The organism is Vibrio salilacus (genome assembly GCF_002811245.1).
GTDB lineage: Bacteria > Pseudomonadota > Gammaproteobacteria > Enterobacterales > Vibrionaceae > Vibrio > Vibrio salilacus.
This window is the reverse complement of the sequence record NZ_NIVQ01000018.1, coordinates 38,782-63,781: the sequence shown is the minus strand read 5'-3', so window position 1 is coordinate 63,781 and position 25,000 is coordinate 38,782. Positions and strand designations below refer to the sequence as shown.

Sequence of the window (25,000 nt, the reverse complement as noted above, 5' to 3'; positions counted from 1 at the left end):
CGAGCAGAGCCAACTAAGCTAAGCATTGTCGGTAAACAAAAGCGATGCATGATGAACACAACCATGCTAGAGGCCGTATTAAGCGCTGGTTTTAGTCATGTGGTGAAAATATAGACACTCATGCGGTCGCCCTGCTCTTGGTGTTGATCAAACTTCTAAAAAAGCGGGGTTGGCGTAGAAAATGCTAAACGATCCCTGCATAACATCACAAATTAAGATACGTACGAACAATACATTCAAGACGCCAGTTTTGAGTCTAGGCGTTGCAGTGGTGTGCTTTTTGTCCAGAAGGAGCTAAACGGAAGTTTGATATTGTCGATCTGGTTTTGCTAGGGAGCTAACCGCGTGAAACGAAATCTTCGTATTTCATAATAATAGCTAGCTTTATGGTTTTAGCCATTTCCGTATATGGACTGGTCTAACTTTGATGAAATCCAATAGAAGTCTAAGTTTTAGTTTGGATGATTTGGTTTCTAAGTAAATTAGAGAGCGAAGTAAATCATTTGGTGTTGGTTGTGGTAATGTAACCAGTGTTAATGATTTTCCGGTTTTTAGCCTGAATTTTAACTTTTTCCAAATGATAAAATTGCATTTAAATTCATGTTTTAGAATGGTTTATTGAATTTTGTGTGATCTTTCAGCTTAACTTTATAGAGTTTCATTAAGAACGGCATTTAATTAGAGTCGAATGCTATTTCTAGTGTGGCTTTGTAGTAAACGTGCTACAAATTAAAAAAATCATTTGAGTTCTAAATGATTTTCAGGCATTTTATATTTAACTAATCGTTCAATTAAAAATTGAGGAGTAGCAAAAATGCCTAAGGTTGGGATGCCAAGTATCCGAAAACCACAGCTGGTAAACGCGACGATGTCAGTGATAGACAGAGTTGGCTTGCCGTGTGCAAGTATTGCCTTAATTGCCAAAGAGGCGGGAGTTTCGACGGGAATCATCAACCATTATTTTGGTGGTAAACATGGTTTGCTTGAGGAAACGATGCGTGAAATTCTGCGTCAGTTATCTCAAACCGTGACGGATAAGCTACGCGCTCTTCCTGCTGATGCTCATCAACAACGAATTAATGCGATTGTTGAAGGTAACTTTGTCGGTTTCCAAGCCGAGAATAAAGTCGCCAAGACATGGCTAGCATTTTGGTCTTATTCAGTGCATGACCAAGAACTAAAGCGATTACAACGAGTCAATGAAAAACGCTTGATTTCGCACCTCAAAATTGAACTAAAAGCGCTCTTCGATAAACAACAGGCTGAGATTATCGTCCACGGTATCGCAGCATTGATTGATGGTATTTGGCTACGTGGCACGCTTAACCCACAAGGCATAGATGCAAATAAAGCACGACTGATCATCAATGATTATCTCGACAAGCAACTTACCTTTTATTCACAAAAATAACCAAAGTCAGACTCAATATGAAATCACTATTTATTGATGGGCAGTTTTGTCACGCCACATCTAATCAAAGCTTTATCACATACAATCCAGCTAACGGTGAACCGCTAGCAACGATAGGCCAAGCTAGCGATGATGATATGTCGCGAGCGATTGAAGCTGCAAAGCGTGGCTTTGCTGTTTGGTCAGCGATGGCGCCCATTGAACGCAGTCGCATTTTACTCAAAGCGGTCGCGATTTTGCGTGAGCGTAATAATGAATTAGCAAAACTTGAGGTCGCCGATACGGGTAAGCCTTTACAAGAAGCACTCGAGGTTGATATTGCCACCGGTGCCGACGTCATTGAATATTACGCCGGACTTGTGCCAGCGATGCAAGGTGAACAGCAACCGATGGGAGACAGTCAGTTTTTCTACACTCGTCGTGAGGCTTTAGGCATTTGCGCTGGTATTGGTGCGTGGAACTACCCAATTCAAATTGCTATGTGGAAGTCAGCGCCAGCGCTAGCTGCGGGTAACGCAATGATCTTCAAACCGTCAGAAGAGACACCATTAACAGCATTAAAACTGGCAGAAGTGTTTCAGCAAGCTGGTGTGCCTGATGGCGTGTTTAATGTACTGCAAGGCGATCATCGTGTTGGTCAAATGCTAACGGCGCACCCTGATATTGCCAAAGTATCGTTCACGGGCGAATCGGGCACTGGCAAATTAGTGATGGCGGATAGTGCCAAAACACTCAAACAGGTAACGATGGAGCTTGGTGGTAAATCACCGATGATCGTATTTGGTGATGCCAAACTGGACGATGCGGTTTCAGCGGCGATGGTTGCCAATTTTTACACTCAAGGTGAAGTGTGTACTCATGGTACGCGCGTATTTGTTCATCAATCAATTTATGATGACTTTGTTGCCCAGCTCAAAACTCGTACAGAAAAACTAGTGGTCGGCGATCCTATGGATCTTGAGACACAAATTGGTGCGCTCATTTCCAAAGAGCATCTTAGCAAAGTGTTATCCGCCATTGATACAGCGAAAGCAAGTGGTGCCACGTTGCTCACTGGTGGCTATCAAGTTACCGAAAACGGCCTAGAAAATGGCAACTTTGTTGTGCCAACCGTGTTTGTTGATTGCGACGACAGCATGGCACATGTTCAAAATGAAATCTTCGGTCCTGTGATGTCGGTGCTCAAGTTCAGCGATGAAGACGAAGTGATTGCTCGTGCGAATGACACCGATTACGGACTTGCCGCAGGGCTATTTACCCAAGACTTAAGCCGTGCCCACCGCGTAATTCATCAAATGCAAGCGGGGATCTGCTGGGTCAATACTTGGGGAGACTCTCCTGCAGAAATGCCTGTTGGTGGTTACAAACATTCAGGCATTGGCCGAGAGAACGGCCCCGAGACACTGCGCAGTTACACTCAAACCAAGAGTGTATTAATCGAACTGGGTGGCTTCGAAAGCCCTTACGCCTAGCGACAAAATTCGGAGAGACACAATGCAACAACACTACGATTATATTATCGTCGGTGCGGGATCGGCTGGCTGTGTATTGGCGGATCGCTTAACCGAAAGTGGTCAGCATCAAGTGCTATTACTTGAGGCAGGCGGCACCGATAAAAGCATCTTTATTCAAATGCCGACAGCGCTTTCATATCCGATGAACAGTGACCGTTATGCGTGGCAATTTGAGACCACGCAGGAGCAAGGTTTAGACGGACGCCAGCTTCATTGTCCGCGTGGAAAAGTGCTCGGCGGCAGTTCATCGATCAATGGCATGGTCTACGTTCGTGGCCATGCGTGCGATTTCGATGAATGGCAACAACAAGGGGCAAATGGTTGGAACTACCAAGCGTGTTTACCTTATTTTAAACGCGCCGAGTCTTGGATTGGTGGTGAAGATGACTACCGTGGTGGCGCCGGGCCACTAGGAACATGTGCTGGCAATGATATGCAGCTCAATCCACTTTATCGTGCGTTCATTGATGCAGGCGTTGAGGCAGGCTACCCAGAAACAGATGACTATAACGGTTATCAGCAAGAAGGGTTTGGTGCGATGCACATGACGGTAGATAAAGGCGTGCGTGCTTCTACCTCTAACGCTTACTTAAGGCGTGCTCTGAAACGTTCAAACTTAACGTTAATTAAAGGCGTTGTGGCGCGTAAGTTCCTTATTGAAGGCAATAAGGCCACAGGTCTTGAGTTCGAAAAGTCGGGCAAAGTGCAACGCGTTTCGGCGTCAAAAGAGGTTATTTCGAGCGCCGGTTCGATTGGTTCGCCGCAACTGCTCCAGCTATCAGGTATTGGCCCTAAAGCGGTACTTGATCAAGCGGGCGTTGAAACCGTGCTTGATCTGCCTGGTGTCGGTCAGAATCTTCAAGACCACCTCGAAGTGTATTTTCAATATCACTGTAAAGAGCCCATCAGCCTCAACAGCAAATTGGGTCTTGTCAGCAAAGCTAAAATTGGTACCGAATGGATTTTGACACGCAAAGGACTTGGGGCAACCAACCATTTTGAATCGTGTGGATTTATTCGTTCTCGTCAAGGGCTGAAGTGGCCAAATATTCAGTATCACTTCTTACCAGCTGCGATGCGCTACGATGGCCGTACTGCTTTTGATGGCCATGGTTTTCAAGTGCATGTTGGGCCAAATAAACCCGAGAGTCGTGGCAGTGTGCAAATTGTTTCGGCCGATCCGCACGTGCACCCTCAAATTGAGTTCAATTACATTTCAACCGAACAAGATAAGCAAGATTGGCGTGACTGTATTCGTTTAACTCGCGAAATTCTCGAACAGCCTGCGTTAGACAAATATCGTGGAGAAGAGATTCAACCCGGTGGTGAGGTTACGTCAGACAACGATATTGATGCTTGGGTGAAGAGTAATGTCGAAAGCGCGTACCATCCATCGTGTAGCTGCAAAATGGGCGCAGATAACGATCCAATGGCGGTACTCGATGAGCAGTGCCGAGTGCGCGGTATCGAATCGTTGCGCGTGGTCGATTCGTCTGTTTTCCCCACCATTCCTAATGGCAACCTTAATGCGCCAACCATTATGGTGGCCGAACGTGCCGCAGACATGATCTTAGGTAAACGTCTATTAAAAGAACAGCAGCAGCCCATCTGGATTGCACCAGGTTGGCAGCAACACCAAAGAATGAAAACGCCAAAAAGGGCTGTTGAAACAGCCAAGTAAATTAGTCAGCAATCATTACAAGGAAATTACTATGTCTATGATGACAAAAACAATGACTACCCTCGCAGTCAGTGCATTCGCTTTTAATGCGTATGCGAACCAGTGTGAAACCGTTCGTTTTGCCGATGTTGGTTGGACCGACATTACTGCAACGACGGCAGTGACTAGCGAGTTGCTCAAAGGTATGGGTTATAAAACCAAAACTGACTTACTTTCAGTACCAGTGACTTATTCTTCAATGGCAAACGGTGATATCGATATCTTCCTTGGCAACTGGATGCCAACGATGGAAGGGGACATCGCTAAATACCGAGAAGCAGGCACCGTCGAAACCGTACGCGCCAACCTTGAAGGTGCAAAATATACACTGGCTGTACCTAAGTTTGTTTATGACGCAGGTGTAAAAGATTTTGCCGACCTTGCCAAGTATGCCGACAATTTTAAAGACCGTATTTATGGCATTGAACCGGGCAATGATGGTAACCGCTTGATCCAATCGATGATAGATAGTGATGCGTTTGGTCTTAAAGATTTTAACCTCGTGGAGTCTAGTGAAGCGGGTATGGTTTCACAGGTATCACGAGCGGTGCGTCGCAATCAATGGATCGTGTACCTTGGTTGGGCTCCACACCCAATGAACAGCAATGTTGAAATGGAATACTTAGCCGGTGGTGATGACTTCTTCGGTCCAAATTACGGTGGGGCTAGTGTCTACACAAACGTACGTCAAGGTTACCTTGCGCAGTGCCAGAACGTAGGTCAGCTGCTTAAGAATTTAACGTTCAGCTTAGAGATGGAAAACCAGTTAATGGAACAGATCTTAAACCAGAACGTCAAGCCGTCGAAAGCGGCGCAAAAATGGCTGAAAGAGAACCCAAAACAAGTGCAAGCTTGGCTTGAGGGGCTGAAAACACTCGAAGGTGGTGACGCAGCCACAGCCGTAAATAACTACATTAAATCAAACGCGTAATCTAATTGCGGTGAGGTGTTATTCGCACCTCACCGATCAAAGAAAGGTCTTATTGTGAATTTTATTACTAATAACAAAATCCCTGTGGGTGAATGGATGGAAACCGTGGTGGATTGGCTGACGCTTAACGGCGCAGGCTTTTTCGATGCTGTCTCTATCTTTCTTGAAACTGTGATTCTTTTTGTTGTCGATGTGTTTAAGTGGATGCCACCTGCCGCACCAATTATTTTAACGGCGGCGATTGCTTGGTATTTGCATAGAAGTATTCCTTTGGTGCTGTTTATTGTTGGCGCATTGCTGACCATTCTCAATATTGGTTATTGGCAGGAGATGCTGGAAACCTTTGTTCTTGTATTTGCAGCGACAACGATTTCCGTATTAATTGGCGTACCTCTAGGGATCATGGCAGCGCACCGCGCGTGGTTATATACCTTGTTGAGACCAATACTCGACTTGATGCAAACCGTGCCAACCTTTGTTTACCTTATCCCGACCTTAGTCTTGTTTGGTTTAGGTATCGTACCGGGGTTAATTTCAACCATCATATTTGCGATTGCAGCGCCAATTCGTCTTACTTACTTAGGTATGACCAAAGTACCGGAAGAGTTGATCGAAGCGGGCAAAGCGTTTGGTGCTAGCCGTAGAAAGTTGCTATTCAAAGTTGAGCTTCCGGCGGCGATGCCAAGCATTATGGCGGGCGTAACTCAATGTATTATGTTGTCACTATCAATGGTGGTGATCGCGGCATTGGTTGGAGCCGACGGACTGGGTAAACCTGTGGTACGTGCACTTAACACGGTGAATATTTCACAAGGTTTTGAAGCTGGCCTCGCCATTGTTTTGGTTGCCATTATTCTTGACCGCTTATGCAAAACACCAAACCAGAAAGAGGCTTAATGATGGATGCAATTACAATTAACAATCTTGACGTGGTTTTTGGTAACAAGCAAAAACAGGCGCTCGATCTGCTTGATCAAGGCAAAAGTCGCCAAGAAATTATTGATCAAACTGGCCAAGTTGTCGGCGTTGATAATGTTTCAATGACAGTCAAAGAGGGTGAAATCTGTGTGCTAATGGGTTTATCTGGTTCGGGTAAATCGAGCTTATTACGTGCCGTCAATGGTCTTAATTCAATCTCTCGCGGTAGCTTAGAGATTAAAGATGGCGAGCAAAGTGTCAATTTGGCCGATTGTGATGAAGGCACACTGCGTCACCTGAGAACCCATCGTGTATCGATGGTCTTTCAGAAGTTCGCTTTGATGCCATGGTTGACTGTGCTAGATAATGTTGCTTTTGGTTTAGAAATGCAGGGCGTGCCGAAGGCTAAACGTCGTGAAAAAGCGCGACAGCAGCTTGAAATGGTCGGATTAGCTGAGTGGGAAACCAAACATCCTCATGAACTTTCAGGGGGAATGCAGCAACGAGTTGGTCTTGCTCGTGCTTTTGCTATGGATACCGATATCTTATTGATGGATGAACCTTTTTCAGCGCTTGACCCCTTGATTCGTGCTCAATTACAAGATGAGCTGATTCTATTGCAGAAAAAGCTCAATAAGACGATTTTATTTGTTAGCCACGACTTAGACGAAGCGCTCAAGATTGGTAATAATATCGCGATTATGGAGTCTGGTAAGCTTATTCAACATGGTAAACCAGAGCAAATCGTACTCGCGCCAGAAACAGAATATGTCAAAGACTTTGTCGCACACACTAATCCATTGAACGTGTTGAAAGGACGCTCGTTGATGCAAATGCGCGAACATCTCATCAGCCGAGATGACCAATGGCAAATTTGTTCACGTGACGATTTATGGGTAAAACAGCAAATCAATGGTGTTGCTTTAGTTGACTCAGATAAAACGTTACTCGATTGGAGTGATGATACATTTGAAATGGCGCAAGTCAGTGAATCCAGCGTGGTTCAAGCAAGCCCTGAAATTGGGATGCGTGAAGCAATTGAGTTAAAACAACGCAGTAATCAACCTATTTTATTGGTTGAAGATAACCAGCTGGTGGGTGTGCTCACCGATAATGAATTGTACGATGCCTTGTTAGGTAATTTTAAAGACCAACGCGTAGCATAACGTGAACGGATAACAAAAAGCCCAGCAATCAATACTGGGCTTTTTGTATCATTAAGCGTTTGATTAACAGCGGTTACCCTCGTTTCATTACACACGCGTAAGCCGTCGCAAATGCTTGTTCTTGATATTGCTTAAGGCCAGTCTCTTTAAATGCGATGGCGAGTGGATTTCGCTTTAAGCTCTCTTTAATCTCTGTCGGAGAGACGACTTCAACATTCAGGCCTTCAATAAGTTGAATCGCGGCTTCAAGTTTAAAACCCACGGCACCACCGGCAAATTTTCCTTTGGTTTGACGCTGACGAATCACCACTTTTTCGATCTGATAATCTTCGACCAGCTTGGCGAAAGAGAACTGAAACTTACGGATTTCTTGTGTGTCATTCGCATTGCCGATGGTTAATTTCGATACGCGGCAGTCAGGCAGATGAACCACACTGTCTGAATGAGAAAGAAGACAAATAATTGCGTCGTTTGCTTTTAGTTCTACACCACAAATTTTCATGCTTAAACCTATTTATTATTGAACCCTTATTATATCGGCCAAATGCAATGAAGCGACCTAATTATGCCTTTTTCATTCAAACAAAGGTCATTTTCTTATGGACACAGTGGGCCAGGCGTCGCTATATGGTCGACCATGTAGTCATTTCGCAGATTCCGATAAACAACAGCATGCCAAACTTCGCCATTCTTCAGACGATATTCAATTGCATAGTTGATGCCACTGACTACCTGTGTGCGGACCTTGTCGACACTTTGTAATTCTGAATGACTGCCCATATGTGACATGAGGGCATTGACGGCAGCTTGGACATCAGGCGTGATGTCGGTATCACTCCATCCCCCAGGTATAGATTTAGAGGTACATAGAGGGTTAGGGGAAGGCTCTTGGATAGGGGATTGAGAAGTCTGACTGCATCCCATTAGCGCGAGGGCCGCCAACAACGAGCTGAGTATAGAGATTTTCATCGTTTACCTTCTAAATAAAAATGACGGACAGCGAAAATGGTGCCGAAGCAGGTTTATTTTTAGAGTATAGTTCGATCGCGCTCTGATAAGTCAGGAAACCGTCATAAAAAGGTCGCTATGCTTGCGCACCACGACCTGATTGTTTGCACTAACAAGATTAGCTTCGACGGTTTTCGCGGTAGGAGTACTGATAGTCAACACCAAGCTTTGCTTTGTACTCAAACTGCCCGGGAGCTTTGGCATACTCTTCAACTTGTACCAACATGTCATTTACTTTGATACTTGGGTAGATAACATTGTTTTCATGTATTGGGAGTACAAATTTCAGTTTAGCGCTATCCATCGCTTTCATTTCGTCCATTAGATCAAACGCAGCATCATAGGCTTGTTGTTTGGTTGCGTATGCGTCAGTTGTTAGCGTGGTATGGCTAATGACAGTTTGATCGGCAGCGAATACAGAAGCACTGATCACCAATGTGACAAAAAGAATCAATTTTTTCATCGTTGTGTCTCCTAATGAGGTCTCAGGTACAAGCTTACTGTGCAGCGAAATAAGACTGTCACTGCTGTGTAAAGAAAAATTACGGTTTGTGGTAACGTTTGTTTACGATACTCACTCTTTACTGACATAGTGATTTGGCGGTTAATAATTGGTCGCTTGGGTTGTTTTTGAGTCAAAATAGGTAGAGCTACGTACATAACCCGTCACGCATAGATTCAATTTGATAACGATGGCATCATCGAAAAGAGCGGAATGACTAAACTGAATAATAAATAGAGTGACCCAACGCGGTGAATGGCTTTTGCAGGGATAAGCATGAGAAAACTAATAGTATTGATAGTGATAAGTTTGAGTTTATTTGGTTGTAGCTCAAAGTTCGTATACAACCACATCGATTGGTTGGTGCTTGAGTTTGTTGACGATTACGTTGAACTTGATGAACAGCAAGAAGACTTTGTCAGTGATAAAATCTCGCAACTGAGTGAGTGGCATCGAAAGGAAGAAATTCCTAATTATATTGAGCAACTTGATCAACTTATCGTGATTGAACCAAGTCAATTTACTATTGATGACATGCGGGTTCACGAACAACAAATACGTGCCCATTCGCAACGACTAGTCGCACGAGTTGCTCCAGACCTATATCAAATTACGACACAGTTGTCTGACGATCAAGTCAATGAATTTATGGATAATCTACGTGTACGTCATACTAAATACAAAAAGAAATACCAATCACTTACTGATGAAGAAATCAAGCAGCGTTATCGCCAGCGAATTGAGAACAATCTTGAGAATTGGTTGGGCGCCTTAACCAAAGAGCAGCAGCAACTTCTCACCCGTTGGGCCAATGAGTTGCAGATTACTTCGCGCGATTGGGTGACCCATCAAACTAAGATGCGTATTGAAATCAATGCAATGCTGGGAGAGAGGCTTAACGAAGCATTATTTAAACCCGATTTTCAGGATCTTATGTTTAATCCAGATAACCTTTATTCGCCTCAACTTGCAGGGAAAATTGAGTATAACCGCGGGGTTGCAAGAACTTACTTAACACAAATTATTAATACTATGTCGTTAAAACAGACGCTGCATTTTCGGGATGAGCTAGAAGATTGGAAAGAGTTGGCTTTGGATATTCAGTAGGATGAGCACAGTTTTAGCCATCGGTGGTTTTTTCTTCTAACACCGCACGTTAATGTATATCATCTTGAAAATAACGAAATTTGCATATGGAATGGATTCTACTTTTTGCAGCGGGCGTGGTAGGTGGTATTTTAAATAGTATTGCCGGTGGCGGTAGCTTTATTACCTTTCCCGCACTGATGTTTTTTGGTTTACCTGCGGTTGCTGCGAACGCAACCAACACCTTCGCCGTTTGTGCCGGTTATATTAGTGGTGCTTATGGTTTTCGCCAAGACATTGCGCATTCGGCGCAGCGATTACCTTCAATAATTTTGATCAGCTTATTGGGTGGCGCACTTGGTGCGTATTTACTGCTCAATGTCTCAGAGCAGCAGTTTTTAATTGCTATTCCTTGGTTGCTTCTTTTTGCCACCTTACTATTTTTGTTCGGAAATCATTTAAGTGCTTGGCTTGCAAAAGGGGCACAACGCGTCTCTCTTGATCCGATATGGTCAACGGTCTCAATCAGTTTGTTGTTATTACTGGTCTCGGCTTATGGCGGCTTTTTTAATGCTGGCCTAGGAGTGATTGTACTGAGCTACCTTGTTTTAGCAGGCTACACCAACATCAATCAAATGAACGGGTTAAAATTACTGGTTTCATCGTGTGTCTCTGTGATCGCGATTGTGGTGTTCATGGTGGATGGGGTGATTGATTGGCAAAAAGGTTTTGCGGTAATGATGGGGTCACTGTTAGGTGGTTACGTGGCGGCGCGAGTCTCAAGAAAAGTCGATCAAAAATATGTGAAAGGTTTTGTGGCATTATCAAGCATCGCCATGACGTTGTATTTTTTCGCGGATGTATATTGGTAAACGTATTTTATCGTTCGCTTATCGGTAAGTGGTATTGTTCACGTTATGCTCGGGGAACGTTTTCTGGAGCCAATACGAAAGGCTATCTAGGCCGAGTTCGCCAAGCAGACAAAGGCAAAATGTCACGTGTTCTTGGGATTAGCCGCAACACCATCTACCGTAAACTAAAGGCTATAGGGATTGGCTAGGCGTAATTGTAGCGACAGCTATTGATAATGTATTGCAAGCGACTCTGAGAATAAGAGTCAAGTGTTAAATCTGCAAGTGTCTGAATTTAAATTATAAAAATAAAAAGGAGTCCACCGTGGACTCCTTTTCCTTGAAACCTAGCCTATAAGCCGCCTTGTTGCTGCGCCTGTTTTACTAAAGCCTGACGTTGAGTTTCCTTTTCTGACAATTGCTCATTGTCGTTTGCACGCTGAGATTTCTCTGCTTGTGGAGCAAAGACAAAGTATTTATTAATAGTCATATTAAGAACCTCAATTAAGAGTGGTAACCTTCCAGGTTAAGTTTATCACCATGGTCTACATCGTTAAGATGTAAAACTCCTTGTTGTAGGTTTCAAAAAATAGAGGATGTTAACTAGGTTAACATCCTCCATGAAGAAATAATTATAGTATGAGTCTTAGGTATGAATAAAGATAAAACTCATCCTTTTTATTATACGTCGTAAGTCGTAGATGCGGTATTACCGCCAGTACCTGTCCAGTTAGTGTGGAAGAATTCACCACGTTCACGGTCAATGCGCTCGTAGGTGTGGGCACCAAAGTAGTCGCGTTGAGCTTGCAGTAAGTTCGCTGGCAGACGCGCTGTTGTGTAACCGTCTAAGAACGAAAGCGCAGAGATAGTACAAGGCATTGGGATTCCCGCTTCTAGCGACTTAGCCGCTACTTTACGCCATGCGCTTAGGCTGTTCTTTAAAATGCCTTTGAAGTAGTCATCTGAGCCTAGGAATGCAATGTCTGGGTTCGCTTCATACGCATCACGGATGTTGCTTAGGAACGCCGAGCGGATAATACAACCACCACGCCACATAAGCGCTACGTTGCCATAGTTGAGATCCCAGCCATTTTCATTTGACGCTTCACGCATTAGCATGAAGCCTTGAGCGTAAGAGATAATTTTCGATGCGAGAAGAGCCTGACGTAGTGCGTCAACCCACTCTTGCTTATCACCTTCAACCGGCGTGATTGTCTTACCGAATAGAGATTCAGCTGCAACACGCTGATCTTTTAGAGCTGACAGACAACGAGAGAATACTGACTCAGAGATAAGCGTCAATGGAATACCTAAGTCTAGTGCGTTGATACCTGTCCATTTACCAGTACCTTTTTGGCCAGCAGTGTCGAGAATCTTCTCAACTAGTGGCTCACCATCTTCATCTTTGTAGCCAAGGATATCAGCGGTGATTTCTACTAGGTAGCTGTCTAGTTCAGTTTTGTTCCATTCAGCAAATACAGCTTGCATCTCGTCTGCAGACATACCTAGACCATCTTTCATGAACTGGTAAGCTTCAGTGATGAGCTGCATGTCGCCGTATTCGATACCGTTGTGAACCATCTTAACGAAGTGGCCAGCACCATCGTTACCAACCCAGTCACAGCAAGGCTCGCCAGCCTCTGTTTTTGCAGAAATACCTTGGAAAATAGGTTTGACCGCTTGCCAAGCTTCAGGAGAACCGCCAGGCATGATTGAAGGGCCAAAACGTGCACCTTCTTCACCACCAGAGACACCAGTGCCGATAAAGTGAATGCCTTTTTCACGCAGTGCAGCAACACGACGGTTAGTGTCTGGATAGTTAGTATTACCACCGTCGATGATGATGTCACCTTTGTCTAGAAGTGGAACAAGTGACTCGATAAATTTATCAACGACATCACCAGCGCGAACCATAAGCATGATTTTACGCGGTGTTTCTAGTTTCTCTACGAGCTCTTCTAGCGAGTAGGCACCAACAATGTTTGTGCCTTTTGCTGGGCCTTGAATAAACTCGTCTACTTTGGCTGCAGTACGGTTATGAGCAACCACTTTGAAGCCGTGATCGTTCATGTTTAAGATAAGGTTTTGACCCATTACGGCTAGGCCAATTACACCGATATCACCTTTCATTTTTTCTCTCCAATTGATCTATTTTGACGCGCATTACGCGATTTTTGCTGCTGCGTCTGAATCTAAGTACCACTCCGTCTCACCAGTTTTAGACTGGATTTTTGCTGCAGGATAAGGCAGCTCACTTGCTGGGGTGGTATGAATTTCGTGTACGATGTCAACTTTGCCCGCACCAAGGACTAGATAGCTAATACGCTTGGCCGCTTCAAGTACTTTGGCTGTTTTTGATACGCGGATTTGGCCTGACTCTGGGTGAGTGGCCAATAACGAAAGGTTTTCATCTTGATAGTTGGTTTGCCCTGGGAACAGCGATGCGGTATGACCATCCGCACCAACGCCAAGCAAAATCCAGTCAAATACTGGTGTACCGTTTTCACACGGGATAATGTCAAGCATTTCTTGTGCAAAGCGCTCAACTTCGCCCTCAGGGTCGTTCTCTCCAAGGATGCGATGGATGTTCGCAGCTGGGATATTTACTTGGCTGAACAGTAGCGTGTTGGCTTCGCCATAGTTGCTTTGTGCATCATCAGGTGCCACGCAGCGCTCATCGCCCCACCAAAAATGAAGGTTATGCCATTGAATGTCTTCAGCGTAAGGCGCTTGTGCTAAAAGCTTAAATAGCATTTTGGGCGTGCTGCCACCAGATAGTGAGATGTGTACAGGGCGACCAATTTCACTCAACGCTTGCATGTCATTGGCTAAGCTTTCGACAACGTGTTGAGCGGTTTGAAAAATCTTGTGGTTAATCATAATTCACAGTAGTCCGTGTCAGTTAGGTTCTTGCATGGGAAACGCCACGCACGATGATCGCGTTGAAGTAGGTCGTCTGACTCTTTTGGTCCCCATGTGCCACAGGCGTAACCAAACAGGGCTTGTGGGTCCTGCTTGAAGTCGAGAATAGGTTGGACGTATTGCCAGCAGGCTTCTACTGCGTCACTACGTGCAAACAGTGTCGCATCACCATTAAGCGCATCGAGTAATAAGCGCTCGTACGCGGTCAACATCTGGGTCTCTTGCAAAGAAGCATAGTGGAAGTTCATTTTTACTTCTTTTGCATTAAAACCAGCCCCTGGCTCTTTCAAGCCAAAGCTCATTTGAATGCCTTCATCGGGCTGAATACGAATGATCAACTTGTTCTCTGGTGCGTTTTGACCAAATACTGGATGCGGTGTTTGTTTGAAATGGAGAACCACTTCAGTGACGCGAGTCGGCAGTCGTTTGCCACTGCGGACATAAAAGGGCACGCCATTCCAGCGCCAGTTATTGATGTACGCTTTAAGGCCGACATAGGTCTCGGTTCGTGAGTCAGTCGCCACGCCTGCCTCATCACGATAGCTTGGTAAAAACTCGCCGCGCACGTCTGATTCGGTGTATTGACCAAGAACAAGATTGTTACGCAGATCGTCTTCCTCAAGAGGCTTAAGACATTGCAATACTTTGACCACTTCGTCGCGCATTGAGTCTGCGTTGATTTGTGCTGGTGGCTCCATACCGACCATGGCTAATACTTGTAATAGGTGATTTTGGAACATATCGCGCACCGCGCCAGAGCCGTCGTAGTAACCACCGCGCTCTTCAACGCCAAGGAATTCCGCTCCCGTGATTTCAACGTATTCGATATAGTTACGGTTCCATAGTGGCTCGAACATCGCGTTAGAAAAACGGAAGACAAGCAGATTTTGAACGGTCTCTTTACCTAAATAGTGGTCGATACGGTAGATTTGGTGTTCGTTGAAGTGTTCGTGAATCTCTTTATCGAGCGTTTGTGCTGATCTAAGATCGTAACCAAATGGCTTTTCGATGATCAGACGTTTCCAACCATCGTCTTCGCAGTTAAGACCGTGCGCGGCGAGGCTAGATGGAATGACGCTGTACAAGCTTGGTGGTGTCGCGAGATAGAACAGCGTATTACGTTGTTCAAATTGGTACTGCTCAGCGAGCTGGTCGAGTCGGTCGGTCAGTTTTGAATAGTCGGCACTGTCCGAAGTGTTGATGGCTTGGTAGTGAAGATGGTTGATAAAAGCATCGAGCGTGGTTGGTTCGGTTTTTTCCATTTCTAGCAGCGATCGCTTGAGCTTTTCGCGGTAAGACTCATCGCTGTATTCTGTACGACTTACACCAAGAATGGCAAAGTTTTCAGGCAGCTGTTTATTTGAGTAAAGGTGATATAGAGCGGGGATCAACTTACGATACGTTAAGTCTCCCGAAGCGCCAAAAATAACGATGCTGCTGTTTTCTGGTATTACCATCATCTTTCCCTTAAAAACGAGGTAGTGTCATGTGCCTCATTGGCTGGCATGAAATAGATAGCCAACCCTATCAACGACACCTAAAAGTATAAAATCGGCATTACCTATCAATCCAATAGGTAAAACAGAATAAATACGCCAAATCTCGATGCATCACTAAAAAGGAGTGAAAAAATCAGAGCTGAAAGTTCAGTTGGCAGCGTATTGTCTATGACTCTTTGACATACATCAACCTTTGGGAGGGCAATCGATTAAATAATGACTAGAAGTTAAGCTAAGATATTGATATTTAGAGTTTAGATAGACACTAGCTAAAATCTAGGAAATAAAGTTTTTACTCTAACAGTATGAAGCCGTTAGTGGCTAGAAATCGCCCCTTAAGAACGTTTTTACGCGTTTGATATGGACGGCTCGATCGAATTCAACTTTTTGATCTAAAGACAAAAATTGTTTGGCATAGGTCTGATCTATCTCTTTTTCTAAGAAAATCAGATACAGTTTAGCATCGATGTGACCTGTGGTTGCCATTTTTGTCATGATCTCAATCGATGCTGCTAACGTTTTGGCTTTCTTGTACGGTCTATCGCTTGATGTTAGTGCTTCGAACACATCGGCTATTGCCATGACGCGTGCAGGGATAGATAGCTGTTCTTCGTTTAAACCTCTAGGGTAACCTTTGCCGTCCACGCGTTCATGGTGTCCGCCCGCATACTCAGGCACTTCTTTTAAATGCTGTGGGTAGGGTAGGCGCTTGAGCATAGTGATAGTCTGAATAATGTGGTCATTGATGATAAATCGTTCTTCATCATTGAGTGTGCCACGGTAAATCGACAAGTTATAAAGCTCGCCTCGATTGTATTTCAGCTGACCGGGTTTAAGGACAAGCTCCTCTTGCCATGGATCTTGTGTGTTTTTGACTGCAGGCCAATCGATTTGATGAACTTTTTTGTCGCTCAATAGTGTTTCTTGTGTCGGAAGCGGGACCTTACTGCCAGCGCGCTGTTGTTCAATCCAAGAGACGCCAATCTGGTCGTCTAGTGTGCGAGTCCAAGTTACTTGGCTGATACGCTCAAGTCTTTCTAACGCTTCATCGCTCATCGATTCGCCGCCGAGATTACATTGACCGATAAAAGCAAAATCATCGTCAAGTTGTTGATGTTTAATATCCAATTCTTGCTTAAGCTTGTCAGGATCTCCTCCTTGTGAAATTGCTTTCCAGTATTCAGTTTCGGCTTGCGCTTTTAATAATTCAAAACGCATGCGTACTTCATGAATTCGGTCATAGATCGTTTCTAGTTTGGTGGCCTTGTCAATGACATATTCAGGGGTGGTCACTTTACCACAGTCATGTAACCACGAAGCAAGATGTAGTGCTTCCCATTGATCTTTTGACATCGAAAAAAACGGGAAATAACTTTCGTCAGAATTGGCAGCAGTGACGAGCATTTTGGTTAACTCGGGGACACGTTGACAATGACTGCCCGTGTAAGGCGACTTAGTATCAATTGCCGAAGCAATCAGCTCGACAAAGGCATTGAGCATCTCTTTTTGTTGCTCCATGCGATCGATGTTCTCTTTGGCAATTTCACCAAAGCTGAGTAACTCTTTAAGGAAAGCATGTTTGTCGGATTGTTCTGGGGTAATAGCACGTTCGTAGCCAAGCAAGAGTATGCCGACCAGCTGCTTGTCACGGCTATGTAATGGGAATAGATAAATATCTGAGTTATAAAGCTGTTCACGGAATTTAGCTAAGTTGGTATCATCTCGATTTAGATGGACAATTTCGCCTTTATTCAATTCGGTTTTTACCCAAGCAATTGAATTAACTAGAGTATTGATATCTATCTTAAAAGGAATAATGGCGTGATTGGCTGCGCAGTTGAAATCTGCCTGGGTATCCTCTTTGACATACAACACAATGGTCTCACCACGAGTGACCAGAAAGCTTTGATGTGCAATGGTTTTTGCCAGTACCGAAAAGTCTTGATTACTCGCCGTTTCACGCAATAGTCGTAACAAGTCGTACAGAGTGTGCTCCATTAACTCGATTGAATTGGTGAGATTAGCCACCTCTGTGATCATGCTGCGCGAGTAACGCGTTTTCTTAAAATCAAAGCGCGCGATATTGCCGGTTTGTTCCATTAACGCGTGCAGCGGTTGAGCTAAACGTTGGGCGACAAGCCAGACCAAAATAAAACTCACTGAAAGCATGGCGAGCGCGACGGTGACCTGTTTATCGCGCAGTGAAAGTAGCGGCGCGAGTAAGTCTTGCTGTGGCGTCGCTTCGGCGAGTAATAGTCGCGTCGAACTGTTCAGTTGGACGGGAGTGAGCGTCACTGACCACAATTTATTGTTAAACTCAGGGGTTTCGTAAATAATTTGGCTTGAAATACGGTTGATAACAGAACTGAAAACGGTGTCGTCTAAGTTTACTTTGTCATATTCAAGTGGATTTGTATGACCTGTGTTGTGATGCGCGAGAGAGTTAAATTTGTGATCAAACAGGATCAGTTGGGTGTTATCAGAATAGCCCATGTCGCTGACTTGTTTGGACAGTGACGTTAATGTGAAGTCAGCGCCCACCACACTGTTTCCGTCGGCGGCGCGACGTGACAAGGTTACTCCAGAGGTTTTAAGGAAATAAAAAAAGTAGGGGTCGGTTAAGCGAATTTGACCATCACCATTTGCTTTTTGAAACCACGGCCGTACACGAGGATCAAAGTTGTTGTCTTGGCTTTGTGTATATCCCACATGGTGTAGATTACCGTCTAAAAAGAAAAAACGATTTTGCCCTTCTATGTTAGTAGTATTGATCATTAAACTCGCGTCTTTTGGGGCGTTAAAACGTACTTTGTCTGCCTCGTTTCTGAGTGCTCTTGCGAGAGTGAAATCACCAGAGTCATTGGCGTAGTACAAAGCAACCACCCCTGGGTTTCGGTCAAAAATAAGTTTTAACGAACTCCAGAAATTGGCGTGTTTAGTTGGGGTTGCGTGATCTTCTATCGCTTCATTCATCGCCATAAAGTCGAGCGTGGTGAGGACTGGCCCTGTTTTAACTTGGAAAGTTGATTCAAGCTTACGGCTATTTTCACGGCTAAGCTCTTGCGCGCTGCCAGTAAGAAGCTGTTGAGCATGTTGATAGCTAATAGCAATCAATATCGTGCCAACAAGTGCTGTCAGGCATAAAAAGAGACTGATGATATGAATGCTAAGCGAATAGCGTTGCTTTCTCATAAAGACACCATAAATAAAGTACCTATTAAGTATCGAACAAACTCAACAAGCTGCAAAAAATTAAGCAACTTTTTGTTATCTCATGATTTTTTGCTTCGATAGCACCAAAAGGTCAAAATTTGGATTGCAATGATTAACTGTGGTGGAGAGGAATACTGGGCTATGATCAGAACAATATGCGAGCAACGAGAAGGATAGGCTGCTAACATAATAGCCACCATAGAAATAACTTGTGTTGAAGAATGAATTTAGTTGTTGATACCCATACCCACACCTATGCCAGTGGTCATGCTTATAGCACTTTGGTCGAAAATGCGCGTTTGGCCAAACACAATGGTCTAAAGATGTTTTGCACTACCGATCACGCAGAATCTATGCCGGGCGCTCCTCACTATTGGTTTTTTTCTAATCAACGGGTGTTGCCACGATTTATTGATGATGTCGCGGTTATTCGAGGTGTCGAATCGAATATTTTGAACACACAGGGTGAGATTGATGTTCACCCTTCGTCTTATAAAAGCTTGGATTGGGTCATTGCCAGCTTTCATGAGCCGGTGTTTAGGCCGAGTGATAAAAACTCGCACACCAAAGCGCTGATTAACACCATTAAAAGTGGCAATGTCGATGCGCTGGGTCATCTAGGTAATCCTAATTTTGATTTCGATTTTGAAGCGGTATTGCGTTGCGCTCAGCAGTATAATGTGGCGATAGAAATAAATAACACCACGTTAAAAGGCAATAGCCGAGTTGGTAGCGTGGAACGTTGCTATGAAATTGCGGCGATGGGCAAAGCGTTTGGTGTCTTTTTTACCACAGGTAGCGATGCCCATTTTTGCCAAGATGTCGGCAACTTGTCGCTAGTGTCAGAGCTGCTTGATCACGTCGGGGTTGAGAGTCATCAAGTCATAACTCACTCTACAGCTCAGTTTTTAGCTTTTCTTGCTTTAAGAGGCAAAGATGCTATCAGCGAATATCAAGATTTATAACTTGATACAAAAATCGTTTAATTTATTGGCTTAAATTCCAGTAAACTGAGCGACTTGATAAACCACAATTAAGAATAACAACAATGAGAAAGCTATTGCCGATTATTGCCATCGCTCTATCTGCGCATGCTTACGCTGCGGATTTTGACTTAAAAGCGACCATGAAACAGATGAAATTCGAGTTTAAGCAAGCGGCTCAGGCTGAGCAAATCGAGCCAATGCAGACTGCCATCTCGAATTTAACTTCGTTGGTCGAACTGTCCAAACAAGGCCATTATCCACCCGAGAAAACAGGTCTTTACTTAGAGGGCTTTAACAAGCTTTCAGTGGCGTTAGCCGAAGTCGACGCTAAGCTTAGCGATGGCGATCTCGCCTCGGCAAAACAAGCGCTTAAACAGGTTGATGCGTTACGTGAAGAGTACCACGACAAACGCAACCCGAGTATCTGGAGTACGATTTTTGGTTGATCATCACTCGTGTATTGCAACAGAAAAACCATGATCCAAGCAAGATTTTCTGCGTTCACTTACTGAGTTTATTAGCAAGAAATTATATACTTGCGCTCTAACCGTTGAGAGTGACAATGATCAGAGCGTTTAATTTCAAGCGTATTATGTTGCTTGCAAGTGCCCTTAGCTGGGTACTTGTGAGCTTGATGCCTATCATCAATGCCCACGGCGCCAGTGCTGGAATATGGGCCACGCTCTGCACCATCAACGGTTTCGAACTGGTTCAGATTGAAGAGGGCAAGGGGCAAACTCAACACAATAAACCATGTCCTTTCAGTCACTTCTCTTGTTTCCACCAGGTTTATTTTCCTACAGGCCAACACGAACGTAGAATCGCTTTAGCGCAGTTTGATACGTACACTTTTTTGGCTCTAAGTGAACGTTTTCAGATCGCTATCCCGCGTGCTCCACCTATACTCACAATGACTTTAGTTAAGTTAACCAATATTGCTACTCACTCCCATCAACTTCTCACTGATGTAATCAATAAACGCCCTTAACCTCGCTGGCATGTATTTGGTTTGTGCATATTGCAGCGCGATAGCGCCATGATAATTACTTTTAATCGTCCAGTCGGCCAAAACGGGTACTACCTCTCCCTTTTTCAGGGCATCTGCAATAACAAAATCATGAAAGATGCCAACTCCAAGCGCATTTTTTACCCCAGTCAAACGCATTTGTGAGTGATTGACCGCATAACGCCCATTGACCGCCACTGAGTGAAACTCATCGTCTTTGAAGAAGTCCCAGATATGATCGCTGTCATTCTCGGCCAAATATAGGCAATCATGTTCGAGTAACTGTGTTGGGTGAGTTGGCATGCCGCGTTGCTCAATGTATTTAGGACTTGCACACAAAACAAGATTGGTTTGACTGACCTCTTTCAACACCAAATTTTCATCTGGTTTATCAGTGAGTTTGAAAGCGATATCAATCCCATCACGAATCAAATCAATCTCACCGTCGGCCACCCGCAGTTTGAGTTGAATATGGGGATATTTTTGCAAGAAAGGCACCACGTGGGGTTGCAAAACCGAGTTGAGAAAAGCTTCTGGCGCTGCAACGGTTAATGCACCGATCATCTCTTGGTGCTGCGATGTTGAAATCTCAACAGCTTGCTTTGCTGCATTCACCATTACAATGGCTTGGTCGTATATTTGTTGTCCTGCGCGGGTAATGAGCAGTTTTCGGGTAGTGCGTTCAAATAGTTTCACAGACAAAGAGGCTTCTAGTCGAGTGACTAATTTACTTAATGCCGACGGTGTGACGCTGAGTTGCTTGGCGGCGGCAGTAAAACTACCTTCATCGACAATAAGAATAAAACTCGCCAAATCGGGGAGCAGGGCAATCAGTTGAGTATTTTTCATCGAATAGTGACTGTTCAAAACCAAAATAACCGTTAGTGTAGCGGTGATCAATGTGGCCGTCATCATTAAACTTGGATATTTGTGCTTGTTATTCACTAATGTTTTTCCACCCGACAGGATAATGCAAACCTTGCGATTGAATTACACTTAAGCGATAAGATTTCGGTCTTCACCAACGCTGAAGATTATCATTACGTGAAGCACTGACAATAATAACGAGCAAGGAATTAGACATGTCTGCTACATTCTACGACCAGATAAAGCAACAAATTGAGCAAGTGAAGACTGAAGGTCTTTACAAATCAGAGCGAGTGATTACGTCACAGCAGCAAGCTGCGGTTAAAATTTCAAGTGGTCAAGAAGTCTTGAACTTCTGTGCCAATAATTATCTTGGCCTTGCTAATCACCCCGCGCTTATCGAAGCTGGTAAGTCAGGTATGGATCAGCATGGTTTTGGCATGGCGTCTGTTCGCTTTATCTGTGGTACTCAAGATATCCACAAAGAGCTTGAGCAAAAGCTGTCTACATTTTTAGGTAAAGAAGATACGATTCTTTACACATCATGCTTTGATGCAAACGCGGGTCTATTTGAAACCATTCTCGGTAAAGAAGATGCGATCATTTCAGATGCGTTAAACCACGCCTCAATCATTGATGGTGTTCGCCTGTGTAAAGCGATGCGATTCCGTTATGCCAACAACAACATGCAAGAGTTAGAGCAACAGTTGATTGCAGCTAAAGAAGCCGGTGCGCGACATATTCTTATCGTCACTGATGGCGTGTTTTCAATGGATGGCGTGGTTGCAAACCTTCCTGCTATTTGTGACTTAGCAGACAAATATGGCGCATTAACTATGGTCGATGATTCTCACGCGGTGGGTTTCATGGGCGAAAACGGCGCGGGTACTCATGAGTTCCATAACGTTGTTGATCGTATTGATATTATTACGGGCACGCTAGGCAAAGCAATGGGTGGCGCTTCAGGCGGTTATACCTCGGGTAAAGCGCAAGTGATCGATTGGCTACGTCAACGCTCGCGTCCTTACTTGTTCTCTAACTCGGTTGCACCTGCGATTGTTAATGCTTCTATCCGTGTTCTTGACCTTCTGAAAGAGAGCGGCGAGCTTCGCGATCGCTTGTGGGAAAATTCAGCTCACTTCCGCGATCGCATGGAAGCGGCTGGTTTTACTATGGGTGGCGCTGACCATGCGATTATTCCTGTCATGCTTGGTGATGCAAAAGTCGCAGCCGAGTTCGCAGAGCGCGCTCTTGAAAAAGGCATTTACGTGGTTGGCTTCTCGTTTCCTGTGGTACCAAAAGGCCAAGCACGTATTCGTACACAAATGTCAGCCGCTCATTCTCGTGAGCAACTTGATCGCGCTATCGATGCCTTTATCGAAGTAGGCCGCGACATGGAGATCATCAAATAATGAAAATTAAAGCACTTGCAAAACTAAAGCCCGAAGAAGGCATTTGGGTGACAGAAGTCGACAAGCCAAAGCTTGGTCACAATGATCTTCTTATTCGGATTAAGAAAACCGCGATCTGTGGAACAGACGTCCACATCTACAACTGGGATGACTGGTCACAAAAAACCATTCCAGTTCCTATGGTTGTCGGCCATGAGTACGTCGGTGAAGTGGTTGGTATTGGCCAAGAAGTCCGCGGTTTTGAGCTTGGTGACCGTGTTTCTGGTGAAGGCCATATTACCTGTGGTCATTGTCGTAACTGTCGTGGTGGCCGTACTCACCTTTGTCGTAACACGGTTGGTGTCGGCGTAAATCGCGAAGGCGCATTTGCTGAATTTTTAGTGATCCCTGCATTCAACGCCTTTAAGATTCCTGAAGGTATCTCTGATGATTTAGCCTCTATCTTTGACCCATTTGGTAATGCTGTGCATACCGCGCTATCTTTTGACCTTGTCGGTGAAGATGTGTTGATCACTGGCGCAGGTCCTATTGGTATTATGGCAGCAGCCGTTGCAAAACATGTTGGCGCACGCCACGTTGTTATCACGGATGTGAACGAGTACCGTCTCGATCTTGCACGTGAGATGGGCGTGACTCGCGCAGTTAACGTTGCTGAGCAAAAGCTTGAAGATGTGATGGAAGAACTTGGCATGACAGAAGGCTTCGACGTAGGTCTTGAAATGTCTGGTAACCCGTCAGCGTTTAACTCGATGCTGACAACGATGAACCACGGTGGTCGCATTGCACTGCTGGGTATTCCACCATCTGATATGGGGATTGACTGGAATCAGGTGATTTTCAAAGGCTTGGTGATTAAAGGCATCTATGGCCGCGAAATGTTTGAAACATGGTATAAGATGGCGAGCTTGATCCAATCGGGCTTAGATCTGACACCAATCATCACGCATCATTACAAGATTGATGACTTCCAACGAGGCTTTGATGTTATGCGAAGTGGCCAATCTGGTAAAGTTATCCTCGATTGGGAATAAGCACATTCTCATTGCAAAGGCCGCGCATCCCAGCTCGGCCTTTTTTGGATCTCCATCACGTCATCAGAAAGCTTGTAGACACTCGCCAGTATCGACTGGCGTTTTGTTTATGTTTGTTTTTGCGCGATTTGCGCATATTGACGCAGTAAGTCGGTCAGGGTGGTGACCCACTCGAAAGCATTTTGTGGTGGTTGCTCAATGATAACTTCAACATGATTGCAATGTACTTCTAGGGGAATGGCCCGTTCCAAATGGAAGGAGACGCTATAAAAGTGCCACAGTAATAGACGTTGCATGCGCTGAATGTTTTGCTGCTTATTGTCAGACTCAGAAAACAATGCAGGTAGCTCACTGAGCGCGATGGCATTCATTCTTAGCATGGCATCAAACTGTGCTTCTTGATGCTTTTCTTCACAGCTCACCTCATTCTCATCGAAAGTAAACAGTTCGGACATCGAATCCTCAGGTACCAAGCGGTGAATCATGCGCAAGCTCAGTGTTTCAAGTTCATCGCGCGCCATGTTCGAGAGGCTGTTATAGGTATAATCAAGTTGCATAGACAATCCCAGACAAGAAACAGGCCTGGTATTTTATCGATAAAAAAAGAAATTGCCAGAGAAGGAAATAAACAAGCCCCGCGGATTAGCGGGGCTTGTAGACAGTAAAGCCTTGACGTTATTAGTGTATCTTTTTGTTCTGATAGAGCACGTTAAGTATCACTGTCTAACAGTAGGTGTTATTGGTAATTAAGCCAGTAATTTACTACCATTTTTGCTTGCTCACCTCTATATTGTGATCTCCGTTCAATATTTTCCATCGTGAGTTTGTGTCATTCGACACAGTCAGAGAGATTTTCCTTCTACCACGATGTAAATGGCTATTAATTAAGCGCGTGACCGTTTGCGTAAAAATATGTGATGAAACTCTCATTTATGTCGTTATACTTTCTGCCCGGTT

General features: G+C 44.5%; 24 protein-coding genes. 14 read left to right on the top strand and 10 right to left on the bottom strand.

The features are described from left to right. The first annotated feature begins 814 nt into the window (after positions 1-814). From betI to choV, 6 genes are read left to right on the top strand one after another with little or no spacing between them, the layout of a single operon-like run. A complete protein-coding gene (gene betI / locus CDZ87_RS12735; protein ID WP_100753878.1) occupies positions 815-1,411 on the top strand; it encodes a transcriptional regulator BetI in 597 nt (198 codons plus the stop codon). Between the two features lie 17 nt (positions 1,412-1,428). Then, complete coding sequence (betB, locus tag CDZ87_RS12730) at positions 1,429-2,883, top strand: betaine-aldehyde dehydrogenase (protein WP_100753877.1); 1,455 nt, start codon at positions 1,429-1,431, stop codon at positions 2,881-2,883. A gap of 22 nt (positions 2,884-2,905) precedes the next feature. Then, entirely contained in the window at positions 2,906-4,606 is a 1,701-nt protein-coding gene (gene betA / locus CDZ87_RS12725; protein WP_100753876.1) for a choline dehydrogenase, read from the top strand. 31 nt (positions 4,607-4,637) lie between these two features. Continuing rightward, on the top strand, positions 4,638-5,576 hold the full coding sequence (locus CDZ87_RS12720) for a choline ABC transporter substrate-binding protein (protein WP_100753875.1): 939 nt from the start codon (positions 4,638-4,640) through the stop codon (positions 5,574-5,576). Positions 5,577-5,630: 54 nt separating this feature from the next. Continuing rightward, positions 5,631-6,473 (top strand): choline ABC transporter permease subunit, encoded by an 843-nt coding sequence (gene choW / locus CDZ87_RS12715; protein ID WP_038176764.1) that lies wholly within the window; start codon positions 5,631-5,633, stop codon positions 6,471-6,473. A 2-nt stretch (positions 6,474-6,475) separates the two neighbouring features. Next, on the top strand, positions 6,476-7,660 hold the full coding sequence (gene choV, locus CDZ87_RS12710; RefSeq protein ID WP_100753882.1) for a choline ABC transporter ATP-binding protein: 1,185 nt from the start codon (positions 6,476-6,478) through the stop codon (positions 7,658-7,660). Positions 7,661-7,733: 73 nt separating this feature from the next. Here the strand turns inward: choV and CDZ87_RS12705 are convergent, their stop codons facing one another. The 3 genes from CDZ87_RS12705 to CDZ87_RS12695 all read right to left on the bottom strand — a co-directional run bounded on the left by CDZ87_RS12705 (position 7,734) and on the right by CDZ87_RS12695 (position 9,131). Beyond that, positions 7,734-8,162: a DUF3010 family protein gene (locus CDZ87_RS12705; RefSeq protein ID WP_038176761.1), complete on the bottom strand. Its 429-nt coding sequence runs from the start codon at positions 8,160-8,162 to the stop codon at positions 7,734-7,736. A 95-nt stretch (positions 8,163-8,257) separates the two neighbouring features. Continuing rightward, a complete protein-coding gene (locus tag CDZ87_RS12700) occupies positions 8,258-8,629 on the bottom strand; it encodes a cystatin domain-containing protein (protein WP_100753874.1) in 372 nt (123 codons plus the stop codon). A 157-nt stretch (positions 8,630-8,786) separates the two neighbouring features. After that, entirely contained in the window at positions 8,787-9,131 is a 345-nt protein-coding gene (locus tag CDZ87_RS12695; RefSeq protein ID WP_100753873.1) for a DUF3316 domain-containing protein, read from the bottom strand. Positions 9,132-9,446: 315 nt separating this feature from the next. Here CDZ87_RS12695 and CDZ87_RS12690 point away from each other — a divergent pair, with 315 nt between their 5' ends. From CDZ87_RS12690 to CDZ87_RS17360, 3 genes are all read left to right on the top strand, one after another. Further along, on the top strand, positions 9,447-10,277 hold the full coding sequence (locus CDZ87_RS12690) for a DUF6279 family lipoprotein (RefSeq protein WP_100753872.1): 831 nt from the start codon (positions 9,447-9,449) through the stop codon (positions 10,275-10,277). 86 nt (positions 10,278-10,363) lie between these two features. Then, a complete protein-coding gene (locus CDZ87_RS12685) occupies positions 10,364-11,128 on the top strand; it encodes a sulfite exporter TauE/SafE family protein (protein WP_100753871.1) in 765 nt (254 codons plus the stop codon). Beyond that, positions 11,122-11,316, top strand: a complete 195-nt coding sequence (locus CDZ87_RS17360; protein WP_245834712.1) for a helix-turn-helix domain-containing protein — start codon at positions 11,122-11,124, stop codon at positions 11,314-11,316. The genes CDZ87_RS12685 and CDZ87_RS17360 overlap by 7 nt, the downstream gene beginning before the upstream one ends. 143 nt (positions 11,317-11,459) lie before the next feature. Here CDZ87_RS17360 and CDZ87_RS17190 read toward each other — a convergent pair whose 3' ends face one another. The 5 genes from CDZ87_RS17190 to CDZ87_RS12660 form a co-directional block, all read right to left on the bottom strand. Next, a complete protein-coding gene (locus tag CDZ87_RS17190; protein ID WP_172953583.1) occupies positions 11,460-11,597 on the bottom strand; it encodes a hypothetical protein in 138 nt (45 codons plus the stop codon). A 191-nt stretch (positions 11,598-11,788) separates the two neighbouring features. Continuing rightward, positions 11,789-13,237 (bottom strand): decarboxylating NADP(+)-dependent phosphogluconate dehydrogenase, encoded by a 1,449-nt coding sequence (gene gnd, locus CDZ87_RS12675; RefSeq protein ID WP_100753870.1) that lies wholly within the window; start codon positions 13,235-13,237, stop codon positions 11,789-11,791. Between the two features lie 33 nt (positions 13,238-13,270). Next, positions 13,271-13,987 (bottom strand): 6-phosphogluconolactonase, encoded by a 717-nt coding sequence (gene pgl, locus CDZ87_RS12670; RefSeq protein ID WP_100753869.1) that lies wholly within the window; start codon positions 13,985-13,987, stop codon positions 13,271-13,273. Continuing rightward, entirely contained in the window at positions 13,984-15,486 is a 1,503-nt protein-coding gene (zwf, locus tag CDZ87_RS12665) for a glucose-6-phosphate dehydrogenase (protein ID WP_172953582.1), read from the bottom strand. The genes pgl and zwf overlap by 4 nt, the downstream gene beginning before the upstream one ends. Positions 15,487-15,849: 363 nt before the next feature. Next, positions 15,850-18,720 (bottom strand): HD domain-containing phosphohydrolase, encoded by a 2,871-nt coding sequence (locus CDZ87_RS12660; protein ID WP_100753867.1) that lies wholly within the window; start codon positions 18,718-18,720, stop codon positions 15,850-15,852. Positions 18,721-18,962: 242 nt separating this feature from the next. Here CDZ87_RS12660 and CDZ87_RS12655 point away from each other — a divergent pair, with 242 nt between their 5' ends. The 3 genes from CDZ87_RS12655 to CDZ87_RS17185 all read left to right on the top strand — a co-directional run bounded on the left by CDZ87_RS12655 (position 18,963) and on the right by CDZ87_RS17185 (position 20,715). Continuing rightward, positions 18,963-19,706, top strand: coding sequence for a phosphatase (locus CDZ87_RS12655; RefSeq protein ID WP_100753866.1), 744 nt, complete (start codon positions 18,963-18,965; stop codon positions 19,704-19,706). 83 nt (positions 19,707-19,789) lie between these two features. Further along, entirely contained in the window at positions 19,790-20,173 is a 384-nt protein-coding gene (locus CDZ87_RS12650; RefSeq protein ID WP_100753865.1) for a cytochrome b562, read from the top strand. Positions 20,174-20,289: 116 nt separating this feature from the next. Beyond that, positions 20,290-20,715 carry a hypothetical protein gene (locus CDZ87_RS17185; protein ID WP_245834711.1) on the top strand — a complete coding sequence of 142 codons (426 nt, stop codon included), beginning with the start codon at positions 20,290-20,292 and terminating at the stop codon, positions 20,713-20,715. Here the strand turns inward: CDZ87_RS17185 and CDZ87_RS12640 are convergent. Continuing rightward, a complete protein-coding gene (locus tag CDZ87_RS12640; RefSeq protein ID WP_100753880.1) occupies positions 20,653-21,582 on the bottom strand; it encodes a LysR family transcriptional regulator in 930 nt (309 codons plus the stop codon). The genes CDZ87_RS17185 and CDZ87_RS12640 overlap by 63 nt on opposite strands. A 233-nt stretch (positions 21,583-21,815) precedes the next feature. Between CDZ87_RS12640 and CDZ87_RS12635 the strand changes: the two genes are divergently transcribed. Both CDZ87_RS12635 and tdh read left to right on the top strand, forming a co-directional pair. Next, complete coding sequence (locus tag CDZ87_RS12635) at positions 21,816-23,012, top strand: glycine C-acetyltransferase (protein ID WP_100753864.1); 1,197 nt, start codon at positions 21,816-21,818, stop codon at positions 23,010-23,012. Then, positions 23,012-24,043, top strand: a complete 1,032-nt coding sequence (gene tdh, locus CDZ87_RS12630) for an L-threonine 3-dehydrogenase (RefSeq protein ID WP_100753863.1) — start codon at positions 23,012-23,014, stop codon at positions 24,041-24,043. The genes CDZ87_RS12635 and tdh overlap by 1 nt, the downstream gene beginning before the upstream one ends. A gap of 107 nt (positions 24,044-24,150) precedes the next feature. Here the strand turns inward: tdh and CDZ87_RS12625 are convergent, their stop codons facing one another. Then, positions 24,151-24,600, bottom strand: a complete 450-nt coding sequence (locus CDZ87_RS12625) for an exoribonuclease R (protein WP_100753862.1) — start codon at positions 24,598-24,600, stop codon at positions 24,151-24,153. Positions 24,601-25,000: the final 400 nt, after the last annotated feature.